General features: G+C 48.1%; 10 protein-coding genes and 1 tRNA gene. 8 read left to right on the top strand and 3 right to left on the bottom strand.

The window, feature by feature from the left end:
* Window positions 1–36: 36 nt before the first annotated feature.
* From H6G50_RS05415 to H6G50_RS05390, 6 genes are all read left to right on the top strand, one after another.
* On the top strand, window positions 37–684 hold the full coding sequence (locus tag H6G50_RS05415) for a response regulator transcription factor (protein ID WP_199302713.1): 648 nt from the start codon (window positions 37–39) through the stop codon (window positions 682–684).
* A 28-nt stretch (window positions 685–712) separates the two neighbouring features.
* The gene (locus H6G50_RS05410) at window positions 713–1,546 is read left to right on the top strand and encodes an aldo/keto reductase (protein ID WP_190713996.1); all 834 of its coding nucleotides are present in this window, start codon (window positions 713–715) and stop codon (window positions 1,544–1,546) included.
* 69 nt (window positions 1,547–1,615) lie between these two features.
* The gene (locus H6G50_RS05405; protein WP_190713994.1) at window positions 1,616–2,062 is read left to right on the top strand and encodes a DUF3531 family protein; all 447 of its coding nucleotides are present in this window, start codon (window positions 1,616–1,618) and stop codon (window positions 2,060–2,062) included.
* A gap of 242 nt (window positions 2,063–2,304) precedes the next feature.
* Window positions 2,305–2,685 carry a hypothetical protein gene (locus tag H6G50_RS05400; RefSeq protein WP_190713992.1) on the top strand — a complete coding sequence of 127 codons (381 nt, stop codon included), beginning with the start codon at window positions 2,305–2,307 and terminating at the stop codon, window positions 2,683–2,685.
* 275 nt (window positions 2,686–2,960) lie between these two features.
* On the top strand, window positions 2,961–4,136 hold the full coding sequence (locus H6G50_RS05395) for a cysteine desulfurase family protein (protein ID WP_190713991.1): 1,176 nt from the start codon (window positions 2,961–2,963) through the stop codon (window positions 4,134–4,136).
* Between the two features lie 93 nt (window positions 4,137–4,229).
* Window positions 4,230–5,198: a M28 family peptidase gene (locus H6G50_RS05390; protein WP_347239881.1), complete on the top strand. Its 969-nt coding sequence runs from the start codon at window positions 4,230–4,232 to the stop codon at window positions 5,196–5,198.
* Between the two features lie 165 nt (window positions 5,199–5,363).
* On the opposite strand, the gene H6G50_RS05385 is transcribed toward H6G50_RS05390, so the two are convergent.
* A complete protein-coding gene (locus H6G50_RS05385) occupies window positions 5,364–6,962 on the bottom strand; it encodes a slipin family protein (protein WP_199302712.1) in 1,599 nt (532 codons plus the stop codon).
* Window positions 6,963–7,082: 120 nt separating this feature from the next.
* On the opposite strand from H6G50_RS05385, the gene H6G50_RS05380 reads away from it, so the two are divergent.
* Window positions 7,083–7,289 carry a hypothetical protein gene (locus H6G50_RS05380; protein WP_190713987.1) on the top strand — a complete coding sequence of 69 codons (207 nt, stop codon included), beginning with the start codon at window positions 7,083–7,085 and terminating at the stop codon, window positions 7,287–7,289.
* A 56-nt stretch (window positions 7,290–7,345) separates the two neighbouring features.
* Here the strand turns inward: H6G50_RS05380 and H6G50_RS05375 are convergent.
* Both H6G50_RS05375 and pflB read right to left on the bottom strand, forming a co-directional pair.
* A tRNA-Met gene (locus H6G50_RS05375) sits at window positions 7,346–7,421 on the bottom strand.
* Window positions 7,422–8,433: 1,012 nt separating this feature from the next.
* The gene (pflB, locus tag H6G50_RS05370) at window positions 8,434–10,665 is read right to left on the bottom strand and encodes a formate C-acetyltransferase (protein ID WP_190713985.1); all 2,232 of its coding nucleotides are present in this window, start codon (window positions 10,663–10,665) and stop codon (window positions 8,434–8,436) included.
* Window positions 10,666–11,071: 406 nt separating this feature from the next.
* Between pflB and thrC the strand changes: the two genes are divergently transcribed.
* A complete protein-coding gene (gene thrC / locus H6G50_RS05365) occupies window positions 11,072–12,376 on the top strand; it encodes a threonine synthase (protein WP_190713983.1) in 1,305 nt (434 codons plus the stop codon).
* Window positions 12,377–12,492 lie beyond the last annotated feature (116 nt).

Genomic DNA, 12,492 nt, shown 5'->3' with positions numbered 1-12,492 from the left:
AATTACGAATTACGAATTACAAATTGCGAATTATCAATGAAAATTTTGGTCGTGGAGGACGACGAACTGTTTCGTCTCGGTTTGCGCGTCCGCCTGGAAAGAGAACCGGGGCTGGAAGTGGTGGCAGAGGCGGAAGATGGGGAAACTGCCCTCGAAATTGTGAAGAGTCGCGCGCTGGATATCGTGATTTTGGATATTGGTTTGCCGGGACTGGGGGGGGCGGAAGCTTGCCGACAAATTCGCCAATTATGCCCCGATTTACCGATCTTAGTTTTAACGTCCCAGACGCAAAAAGCCTCGATCGATCGCCTCATTCAAGCCGGGGCGCGGGGCTATTGTCTTAAGGGCGCGCCGTCGCAAACGTTGATTCTCGCGCTTCAGTCGGTGGCGGCGGGGGCTTCGTGGTGGGATGCGGCAGCAACGATGGAAATTCGAGCCGCTTTTGAAGGTTATGGCAGCGAAAATGAGAATTCGGAGCGATCGCATCCTGTTTTAACGGGGCGAGAACAGGAAATTCTTGCTTTAATTATTGATGGTAAAACCGATCGCGAAATTTCTCAAATTTTATATATCGCTCCCGGAACGGTACGAGTTCACGTCCGCGCGATTTTGAAAAAACTGGACGCGCGCGATCGCACTCAAGCGGCTGTTATTGCTTTGCAAAAAAATCTCATCGAATCTTAAACTCTCGCTAGAAAAGCACCCCCAATTCATGAAAACATTATCACTCCCCTCCGGTAGAAAAATACCTATTTTGGGACAGGGAACTTGGCGGATGGGCGAAAAAGCCAGCCAGCAACAAACTGAGATTGAGGCGTTGCGTTTCGGCATCGATTTGGGGATGACGCTGATCGATACGGCAGAAATGTATGGGGAAGGAGGGGCAGAAAAGATTGTCGCTAAAGCGATCGCCGGTTGCCGCGATCGCATCTATTTAGTCAGTAAGTTTTATCCCCACAATGCGAGTTACCAAGGGGTTCTTCGAGCTTGCGATCGCTCGTTATCCCGCCTCGAAACCGATTATTTAGATTTATATCTACTGCACTGGCGAGGTTCCACCCCTTTATCCGAAACCCTTGAAGCTTTACAATACTTACAACAAAGTGGCAAAATCCTCGATTATGGCGTGAGTAATTTCGATACGGACGATATGGAAGAAGCTCTAGCTTTAGCCGGAGGCTCGGCTTTAGCCACCGATCAAGTTCTCTACAATCTGATGCGGCGAGGAATCGAATGGGATTTATTGCCTTGGTGTCGGCAGCGAAAGATCCCGATTATGGCTTATTGTCCTTTGGAACAAGGGGCGTTTGTGAGGCATTCTGGCTTGCAAGCGATCGCGACAAAGTATAATGCAACCCCCACTCAAATCGCTCTCAGTTGGCTGCTGCACCAAGATAACGTTATTTCGATCCCCAAAAGTAGCAACCGCGATCGCCTCTTAGAGAACTACAGCGCTTTAGAACTTCAATTAACACCAGCAGATATTCAGCAACTCGATCGAATCTTCCCTCCCCCTAAGCGCAAGCAAACTTTAGCGATAAGATAGTTAGGTAGGGGGAATCATTAATCACTGTTCCCCTCTACTCTAGAGACAGAGCTAACTTTATTAATGACGATGAACGTTCAATTTAGAGAAGTCGATCCGTTCGATGTATGGATTTGGTTGCAGTTTGAAAATACTCCTTCTCCGATGGAACAGCAGTATGTCGAAGAAGTTTTTAATTCCTGGTATTACTTAGGAAAACTCGGCGCTTTTAATGGCGAAAACTTACAAATTGCAGAAATGGGAGACGACTTAAGCTATTTCGATTACAATAACGCAGTTCCTGAAAGCATAATGATGGCTCCCATGCACAATATGAGCGATTTTGAATATTATCGCGATTGGGGGCGGTGTTGGCTGGATTTAGGAACGAGCGATCCTCTCGCCTTAGATTTATTAATTAATGCGTTGCGGCAATTAAGCAAAGAATACGTTCGGATCGAAAATTTAATTGTTGGCGGTCAGAATGAAGATTGGCCGATCGATCCGGAAAAGTCATCTTTATTCGCTGATTACTGAGAGCAAAATTGATGGCGTTAAGAAAAACGGCGAGGTGCGATCGTTAAACTCAGAACCCGAAGATCTTGTAGGCAATCGTAGAGACTTTGTATACAATACTCCCGTCGCTCGTCGTCTCCTATAATAGTTGGATAAGGAAATTGGGAGATGTTGGCGGGGGATTTGGAATTTTCTTAACGCTCCCGACCGACAGACTATCGTTCGTAGCGTTAAAGGATGCGGGTTCAAGCCGCACGATGGATATGGCTAGACGAAAAAAGAGTTTTCCCTGCGGTCATAAAGGATACGGTCAAATCTGCCATCGTTGCGCTCAGAAGCAAGACAACTTGGCAAAGAAAAGAGAAGAAAGACAGCAATGGGAAGCGACTTTTGCCGAGGATCCTATCGATTTGAGCGCTCTTCCTAGGAATGTAGTTCTCAAAGCGCGTCAAATTCTGGTAGGGATTGCTACACAACGGGATTATCGGGAGTTTAGGGGCAAGCGCCTTCGCCACGATCGCTTTATTATCAGCATTCCCGTGACGCGCAACTACCGCTTAATCTGTCGCGATTGTGGGAGCAATCTGGTTCCCCAAGAGGTCGTTTCCCACGAAGATTACAACGTTTGCAAACCGGGCGGTTAAGGGTGCTTTGCGGAATTAAACATCAAACAGCGCGATCGGGCAATCCGAGGAAAGCTCGGACTTCCTAGCACTCAAAACTAAACATTAAACGTTAAAAATTGGTTCCCCCGCTCGATTTCAAAAAGTGCGAACTTGCTGACCGTTCGCGCTCTCCGTTACTAGAGTCTCATCAATAATGGACAATAGATTAAGAAAATCATTGAACTTTAAATTCCGCCAAGCGGGGATAGTTCCTTAGTTGAAATACCATCTCACCAGCACTCATTAAGCATCATATGCAAATCTATCTCGATTACAGTGCAACCACTCCCCCGCGTCCGGAAGCGATCGCTTGTTGGCAGGAAATTTCTAGCCAGCAGTGGGGCAATCCCTCCAGCTTACACGCTTGGGGCGAACGAGCAGCGACGATTATTGAAGCTGCCCGGAGTCAAGTTGCTGCCCTAATTCGGGCTTCAGTTCCGGATTCGATTATTTTTACCTCCGGCGGTACGGAGGCGGATAATTTAGCGGTGATGGGCGTAGCGCGCCAGTTTCGCAGCCCCCAACATTTGATTATTTCGAGCGTAGAACATTCTGCGATCGCAGAACCGGCGAAGTTGCTGGAACAATGGGGATGGGAAGTAACAGAACTGCCCGTCAATCGTTGCGGGCGAGTCGAACCGGCGGATTTAGCGGCGGCACTGCGTGAAAATACGGTTTTAGTTTCAATTGTTTACGGGCAAAGCGAGGTGGGAACCCTCCAACCGATCGCGGAGTTGGCGCAAATTTGTCGCGATCGCGGCGTACTGTTTCATACCGATGCGGTACAAGTGGCCGGTCGTTTGCCGCTGAATGTCGAGCAGTTGGGCGTAGATATGCTCTCGCTTTCGAGCCACAAACTGTACGGCCCGCAAGGGGTTGGGGCGCTGTACCTGCGTCCGGGGCTGTCCCTGGTGCCGCTGTTGGCGGGGGGAGGACAGGAGGGAAGATGGCGATCGGGGACGCAGGCGGTTCCCGCGATCGCGGCTTTTGGGGTGGCGGCGGAGTTGGCGGCGGAGGAACTGGCAGCAGAAACGCAGCGTTTGATGGCGTTGCGCGATCGCCTCTTCGGTTTACTTGCCGATTCGCCTTACCTCGTCCCCACGGGGGATCTCGCCGAACGCCTTCCCCACCACACCAGCTTTTGTCTGACGGAGGATGTCGCGAAACTCAGTAATATGACAGGGAGAACCCTGGTGCGCCAACTTAATTTAGCGGGGATTGGGATTAGTTCCGGTTCTGCCTGTCAGAGCGGCAAACTCAATCCTAGCTTGGCGTTGACAGCGATGGGCTATTCGGAACTGAGGGCGCGATCGGGGATTCGTCTGACTTTTGGTAGGGAAACAACGGTTGCCGATATCGACTGGACGGCGATGGTACTCCAGCAAGTTTTGCAACGTCTGATCCCCGAACCCGTCGCGATCGGACGTTAACTTAGCAATCTATTGGTTATGCCCAAACCTTCAAGGAGAAATTCATTCAAATTAAAGCTTGTTACGCGCCCTGCTTTAATTCGTATCGCGATCTTGCTATCGACTTTCGCGCTGGCTACAATTTGGGCGTATTTCGTCTTAATTTGGATGCCGGGAACAAGCTACCAAGGCGATTTCAAGCCTTTACAAAAAGATGAGATTGTGCTTAAAGAGTTACTTCAGCAAGACTTACAAAAACTTGCCGGTGAAATTGGCAGCCGCAACGAAGGGCGTTATGAAAAGCTCAATGAAGCCAAAACTTTTTTGCAGCAAGAGTTAACTAAAGCTGGATATCAAGTCAAGCAACAAGACTATAAAATTGACGGTCAATCTTACTACAACCTCGAAGCCGAAAAACTCGGAAGTGAGAAACCAGATGAAATTGTTGTTATTGGCGGACATTACGATTCCGCCTTTACAAGTCCGGGCGCTAATGATAACGGAACGGGGGCTGTCGCAACCTTAGAATTAGCTAAAATTTTTGCCGATCGCGCCCCAAAACGCACGCTTCGTTTTGTTGAATTTACTAACGAAGAACCGCCGTTTAACTGGACGGAAGATATGGGGAGTTTGGTCTATGCGCGCGCTTTGAAGCAGAAGAATGAAAAGATCGTAGCGATGCTGAGTTTGGAAACCATCGGTTATTTTTCCGACGCGATCGGCTCTCAAAAATATCCATTTCCGATTGGTTTATTTTATCCCAGTCGCGGCAATTTTCTAGCTTTTATCGGCAATCTCGAATCGGGATCGTTAGTGAGAGGTGCAATCGCTTCCTTTCGCCGCCATGCGTCTTTCCCCTCAGAAGGTGCTTCCCTCCCCAACAAAGTTCCCGGCGTGGGTTGGTCGGATCATTGGTCGTTTTGGCAGGTTGGATACCCCGGAATTATGATTACCGATACGGCTCCTTATCGCTACCCTTATTATCATACAATCGACGATACCGTCGATAAAATTGATTTCGATCGCTTTACTCGCGTCGTCACCAGTTTAGTCGATGTTATCGCCGATTTAGGAAATTCATAGTAGAACTTGAAGCAGTCCTATCGCCTCTCAGGGAGTGCAATTCATCCATTATTCAAATGGCACTGACTTAAGGCTGATGGGCGCTGCCCACCCTAAAAAATTATCGTAGAGACGTTGTATACAACGTCTCTACGGGCAATTTGTTCCTTCTTATTTCAGTGCCATTCATCCATTATTCCGGCGTTCGATCTGAATCAACTCCGTTAAGATGCTATCCAAGCTACCATTGACTTGAATTTTGTCGATTTTGTCAGCAATTCGTTCCAGAATTTCTAACTCTTTCAAACGCAGAGCAACGGGGTTATTTTCCATCACTTTCGCGGTATTTAACATACTGCGAGTTGCTGCCGTTTCTTCGCGGCGGCGAATGGTATTTGCTTCGGCAGATTTTTCGGCTTCGACGACTTTGCTTAAGATAGTTTTGATTTCGCCGGGAAGGATGATATCTTTCACGCCTACCGAGTCGATCGCAATGCCATAATCGGCGGTTTTAGTGCGGATGTAGTCGGAAATTCCGCGATCGATCCCGCCTTTATCTTCAAGTAACGCATCTAAGCTTTTTTCGCCCACCGCAGCCCGCAGCGCAAACTGAAGTTCTTTGTACAAATACTGCGTAATGTCCGACAACGTATTGCGCGCCGTTAGCGGATCGACAATGCGATAGCCCGCCGTCAAGTTAACGCGCAAAGGCACTTTATCTTGCGACAAAATATCTTGTCCCGACACTTCCAATGTTTGCTGGCGCAGATCGAAAACTTCTGTTTGAAACGAGCGTCCGAACATCCACCAAGCATGAATTCCAGCGGGAAGTTGTTCGCGAAATTCGCGATCGATATACAGCAAGCCGACGTGCTGGGCATTAACGTGACAAATATGCAAGAAATTGTGACTTAACGCAACCGTTTCTTGCGAGCCGGAAACTAATTCCGCAACTAAACTTTGGGGCAGTTTGGGATTGTTGCTAATGTCGATGGTTTCGACTTCAACGCCTTGCCAAAAGAGTTTTTGGCTGCATGGGGGAAGAATCGCGATCGCTTTACCGCGATCGCGCACAATTGCCACTGAATTGCTTGACAATTCGACCGCAGTACAGTAAGCGTTGACAAAATCGGGATGATTTTCAATCAACACTTTTTCTAGCGGAAAATTGGGATTTGGAATCAGGCGACTTAAGGTTTGAACGTAAACTTCGTTCTCGAAACACCAAAACGCATATTCTCCCGGCTCTAACGGACGCACGAAGTTATTTTGCACGTACAGCAAGCCAATTTCAGCCTCAGAAATCTGAACCTTTTTAACCCCGCTTAAAGAAGCAGTGCGGCGAATTTTTTGAACGAAATTCGCGGGCAGTTGCAAATCTTCTTCCAGGTTGAACAGGTGCGCCTCAACGTCAATGAAACCGCGCCAGAAGGCAATAACGCGATCGGGCGGGACGGTAATCCAATTTTGTCCCAAACGCACTAACGCGGCTTGGTTGAACTCTGTCCTTACTACCAGGAGATGTTCGTTTAATTCCGCTGCATTGGTACGGAGTAAAAGCTCTAAATTTTCAATATTCGCCTGCGGATAGTTTAAATCGTTCGTTCGCACCGAATAATGGCGACCCCAATAAGTATAAGTCCCCGATCGCAGGATTTTTTGGAAATCGCTGCGATGGTATAACAATCCAATTTCGTTGGGTTTGATATAAAACGTTTTCCACATGGAAAGATTCGGTAACTTAAAGGATAGTTTCGGCCATTGCAGGCGACGAAGAAGATTCATAAGCAATACAGCTTGTACATTTATATATTACATAAATATTTCAAGTCCTGCCAACAGAGGTGGTTTTCAGTTCGGTTGCGGGCTGAATGCCTCTCCTAATCTGGATTAAGGCGAGCAGCGGTGAAGTTGCAGCCTCCTGCAAAACAGGAAACCGTCAACCTAACCGGCTGCCGCCAAATCTACCGTTCGCTGCGTTTAACCGGAAACGCACGAAGGGATAGACTCGAGAGAAGGAGAACGACATCAGCGCAAGCTTCCTCACTGCTGCCCTATTCCGCCGCCGTAGCGATGAAACAGAACAAACACCTCCATCGCAGAACTTATTAACAAAACATTAGCCTTGTCCCAAACAAGGTGCCTGTAACCCCGGCGAGGGTATTGCTTGGTGGAAAATGCAAGAATCGAACCTGCTACCAATCGATTATGAGCCGATCGCTCTACCAAATGAGCTAATTTCCCGGAGTTTGATGTAGGAGTCGAACCTACTCGCTTCGACGATTCGTCGAATACTCTTCCTCATGAGCTAATCAAACAGTGGAACTGCCCCATTTCGCTGTAGCGGTATGCGCTCAATCCAGCGGTTGCCGCACCCGTCGGGCTTAATGAACCCGAACGATAGCTCAGCGTGTAGTACAGTGCCGCTACTCAGCATAACACAAGTTAATGGATAATGGATAATGGATAATGGATAATTTATAATGAATAATTGCTATAGCTAGTAGGGTGGGCAAGGTAGCAAGTTTGAATTTTTCAAGAATGGCGGCAATACTCGCCCTACTCTGAATAGATAATTGACAATCGATCGTGAATCAAGACTTCGTTACTTTTTTAGCTGGTATTGCCGTTCTCATCCTCTATTTGGTCTTCTCTGCTTTAACTGAAATGGGGACGAAATGGCCTTGGAAAAAGTGAAGGCTGAATAGAGAGGACATAGCAATGCTCATTAGCGTCAACTTAAGGTGAAACCCCACTCAGAAAGTGGAATCGCCCTCACCCCCATCCCCTCTCCCAACCCTGGGAGAGGGGAGCAAGAGAGAATTCTTCTCCCCCCTCGCCGTTCGACAAACAGCGAAGCATCCTCTGTCTTCCCCCCCAGAATTGGCTACTGTGTACACACAAGTAGAAAATTGAGACCCCCAATCTGTATAAGCCTTGCTAGGCAAGGCTTTCACAATTCAGAGTTGATTCTTAACAACTCAAGCTTATTGAGAAAGAGAAACGAGCCATCGGCTCTTGAGACATCGGAATGTTCCGAAACGGTTCCGCGATCGAGATGTGTGTACACAGTAGCCCAGAATTGGGGGGGAATGAGGGGGGGCGGGAGAGGGGTTGTCGAATGGAACTGACTTAAGGCTGGTGGGCGCTGCCCACCCTACGAAATTATCTGTAGAGACGTTGTATACAACGTCTCTACAGGCGATTTTTTGACTCTTATTTCAGTGCCATTCGTCCATTATCAATTATCCATTATTTAAAACCGTTCGTGGAAGGTTCGTTTAATCACATCTAACTGTTGTTCGCGGGTTAATTTAATGAAGTTCACCGCATAACCGGAAACGCGAATTGTGAGTTGCGGATACAGTTCGGGATGCTCCATCGCATCTAATAATGTGTCGCGATTTAAGACATTCACATTGATGTGATGTCCGCCATCGTGGAAGTATCCATCCAGCATTCCGACGAGGTTATTTAAGCGATCGCGTTCTGTCTTTCCGAGGGCCGCTGGGACGACGGAGAAGGTGTTAGAAATGCCGTCTTGGGCGTAAGCATAAGGCAGTTTTGCCACGGAAGCAAGGGATGCGATCGCGCCGTTGCGATCGCGTCCGTGCATCGGGTTTGCACCAGGTGCGAAGGGTTCGCCCGCTTTGCGTCCGTCGGGCGTACTGCCGGTTTTCTTCCCGTAAACGACGTTCGAGGTAATTGTTAAAACAGATTGCGTGGGGATTGCATTGCGATAAGTTTTATGCTTCTTGAGTTTATTCATGAAACCTTTCACCAAATCAACCGCAATACTATCGGCGCGATCGTCGTTGTTACCATATTTCGGGAAGTCGTCTTCGATTTCGTAATCAACCGCTAAACCCTTGTCATCGCGGATAACTTTCACCTTTGCATACTGAATCGCGGAAAGCGAATCGGCTACTACGGATAGTCCGGCAATTCCGCAAGCCATCGTCCGGAAAACGTCGCGATCGTGCAGTGCCATTTCGATCCGTTCGTAGCAATATTTATCGTGCATCCGATGGATGACATTGAGGGTATTAATATACGCCTTCGCCAACCAGTCCATCATGCGATCGAAGCGCTGCATTACTTCGTTATAATCCAAATATTCTGCGGTAATCGGTGCATAAGCAGGGGCGATTTGTTCGCCAGATTTTTCATCTTTGCCGCCATTAATCGCATACAACAGGCATTTTGCAAGGTTGACTCGCGCGCCGAAAAATTGCATTTGTTTGCCGACGCGCATGGCGGAAACGCAGCACGCGATCGCGTAATCATCCCCCCAGTACGGACGTTGTAAGTCGTCGTTTTCGTACTGAATCGAACTGGTTTCTGTGGATACTTTCGCACAGAAACGCTTAAAGGCTTTGGGCAAGCGTTCCGACCACAATACGGTTAAGTTGGGTTCGGGGGCAGGGCCTAATGTATAAAGGGTATTAAGGACGCGAAAACTGGTGCGCGTAACTAACGAACGACCATCTTCACCCATCCCGCCAATTGCTTCTGTTACCCAAGTTGGATCGCCGGAAAATAGTTGATTGTAATCGGGAGTGCGGAGGAAACGAACCATCCGCAATTTCATGACGAAATGGTCGATAAGTTCTTGCAATTCCGATTCGGTCATCGTACCCGCTTTCAGGTCGCGATCGAAGTAAATATCAAGGAAAGTGGAAACGCGACCGAGAGACATTGCCGCGCCATTTTGTTCTTTCACAGCGGCTAAATAAGCTAAATAAAGCCATTGAACGGCTTCTTTTGCATTGGCAGCCGGACGCGAGAGATCGAAACCATAACTTTGTCCCATTGCGATGAGTTCAAACAAAGCTTTGATTTGTTCGTTAATCTCTTCGCGCAGTTGAATAATGGGTTCATCGATCGCGTCAACTTCTAGCGATTCTAATTGCGTTTTTTTATCGTCAATTAAGCGGTTGACTCCATACAAAGCAACGCGGCGATAATCGCCAATAATTCGCCCGCGTCCGTAAGCATCGGGCAGCCCGGTAATAATGCCAGAATGCCGCGCTAAACGCATTTCTTTGGTATAAGCATCGAAAACACCATCGTTGTGGGTTTTGCGATATTTCGTAAAAATTTCTTCAGTGGCGGGATCGAGTTTGTAACCGTAAGCTTCGAGGGAAGCTTTCACGACGCGAATGCCGCCTAAAGGCATGATGGCACGTTTGAGGGGTTTATCGGTTTGCAAACCGACAATTTGTTCTATATCTTTATCAATGTAGCCCGGAGCGTGGGAGACAATGGTAGATGCGATCGCGGTATCGGCATCGAGAATGCCTTTTTCTCGTTCTTTAATCATTAACTGAGCGACTTGTTGCCAAAGTTCTTCAGTACGAGAAGTTGCCCCCACTAAAAACGATTCATCGCCTTCAAAAGGGGTGTAATTCTTTTGAATGAAATCGCGGACATCCACCTCTTTTGTCCAATTGCCGGGGTTGAATTCATTCCATTGTTCGACTGTCATCGTTGCATCTCCCATTGTGTGTAGAGGTCTTGTCACTCCTCCCGGTAGCGCGACGATTGGGGATAAGCATCATTTCCTAAGCTGAATCGGGCGGGAAACATCGCGATCGGGAATGAGTATAACGTCCTATACCTCTAGTTATAGGAGAAGATTTTGGGGAACTTGTGAGGATGGGTTGGAGAAAGTTGGAGACAGTTTCTACATTCCTTGCTTTAAAAATCTTAACAATTACCCTGATGGTATTACGGCATTGGGGATTAGAGGTCAAATGGGTAAAAGCGACACTCTAGCAAAGGTTTCAACCCTCAACTTTTAATCCCGACTTTTTTTGTCGGGATTGTTTGACGGGGTTTTTGGGGCGTGCTACTATCTGCCACTAACTGATGGAAATGGAGAGAACCCGAAGATGACCCAGGCGATCGCAACTGACAAAACCGCTTCAACCGCAACCTTTAATAAACTCGTCTCCAAAGAAGGCGGGATTGAGTACGAACCGGGCGCGCTGTATGTTTGCGAGGAAACGTTCTCCCCGCTCGAAGTCGCTTACGATTACGATTTAATCCGCTCTCGCGTCACTCGCGAAAGCATCGCCGCCGGTCCAAACTCCATTTGGCGCTACCGCGACTTTCTCCCCGTCGTCACGGATAACTATATCGACGTGGGAACGGGGATGACTCCGCTGGTGAAGTCGCAGCGTCTCGCTCGTCGCTTGGGTTTAAAAAATCTCTACATTAAGAATGACGCGGTGAATATGCCCACCTTAAGCTTTAAGGATCGGGTGGTGTCAGTGGCGCTGAGTCGCGCTAGAGAGTTAGGTTTCACGACGGTTTCCTGCGCGAGTACGGGGAATTTAGCCAATTCTACCGCCGCGATCGCAGCCCATGCCGGTTTAGACTGCTGCGTGTTTATTCCCGCCGATTTGGAAGCCGGGAAAGTCCTGGGTACGCTAATCTACAATCCCACGGTGATGGCGGTTAAGGGCAACTACGACCAAGTGAACCGCCTCTGCTCGGAAATTGCCAATACATACGGCTGGGGATTTGTCAATATTAACTTGCGTCCTTATTATTCCGAAGGCTCGAAAACGTTAGGCTTTGAAGTAGCAGAACAATTGGGTTGGAAGCTTCCCGACCATATCGTTGCTCCGATCGCGTCCGGTTCTCTTTACAATAAAATCCATAAAGGCTTCCAAGAGTTCGTCAAGGTTGGTTTAGTCGAAGATAAAGCCGTGCGGTTCAGCGGCGCGCAAGCAGAAGGATGTTCGCCCGTCGCGCAAGCCTTTAAAGAAGGACGCGATTTTGTCGCTCCAGTGAAACCGAATACCATTGCAAAATCGATCGCGATCGGCAATCCCGCCGACGGCGTTTATGCTTTAGAATTAGCTCGGAAGACGAACGGCACAATTGAATCTGCTAACGATGCCGAAATCATTGAAGGGATTAAATTGCTCGCCGAAACCGAAGGCATTTTCACCGAAACAGCGGGCGGAACGACGATTGCCGTGCTGAAAAAATTAGTCGAAGCCGGTAAAATCGATCCCGAAGAAACCACCGTTGTTTACATCACCGGCAACGGCTTAAAAACCCAAGAAGCCGTCCAAGGTTCGATTGGCGAAACTTTCACGATTGATGCCAAACTCGACAGCTTCGAGCGGGCTTGGGAGCGGGCGCAAGCATTAGAGCGCTTGGATTGGCAGCCCGTTCTGGTTTAATGAATAACGGACAATGGACAATTGATAGTTGTTCGCCGATCGCGATCGCATTTCTCCAATTCAATTGTCCGCTGTTCTCTCTCTACTGATAACTGTTCACTGAATAACTGTTCGCT

The sequence above is a fragment of the Oscillatoria sp. FACHB-1406 genome (assembly GCF_014698145.1).
In the GTDB taxonomy this organism is placed as follows: domain Bacteria; phylum Cyanobacteriota; class Cyanobacteriia; order Cyanobacteriales; family Spirulinaceae; genus FACHB-1406.
Note: the sequence above shows the minus strand (reverse complement) of the source record. Positions and strands in the feature narration are given on the sequence as shown.

Bases quoted from the DNA above. Each gene is read 5' to 3' on its own strand.
- H6G50_RS05415 (WP_199302713.1), top strand. From the start codon at position 37: ATGAAAATTTTGGTCGTGGAGGACGACGAACTGTTTCGTCTCGGTTTG.
- thrC (WP_190713983.1), top strand. From the start codon at position 11,072: ATGACCCAGGCGATCGCAACTGACAAAACCGCTTCAACCGCAACCTTT.
- pflB (WP_190713985.1), bottom strand. From the start codon at position 10,665: ATGACAGTCGAACAATGGAATGAATTCAACCCCGGCAATTGGACAAAA.
- H6G50_RS05410 (WP_190713996.1), top strand. From the start codon at position 713: ATGAAAACATTATCACTCCCCTCCGGTAGAAAAATACCTATTTTGGGA.
- H6G50_RS05405 (WP_190713994.1), top strand. From the start codon at position 1,616: ATGAACGTTCAATTTAGAGAAGTCGATCCGTTCGATGTATGGATTTGG.
- H6G50_RS05395 (WP_190713991.1), top strand. From the start codon at position 2,961: ATGCAAATCTATCTCGATTACAGTGCAACCACTCCCCCGCGTCCGGAA.
- H6G50_RS05400 (WP_190713992.1), top strand. From the start codon at position 2,305: ATGGCTAGACGAAAAAAGAGTTTTCCCTGCGGTCATAAAGGATACGGT.
- H6G50_RS05385 (WP_199302712.1), bottom strand. From the start codon at position 6,962: ATGAATCTTCTTCGTCGCCTGCAATGGCCGAAACTATCCTTTAAGTTA.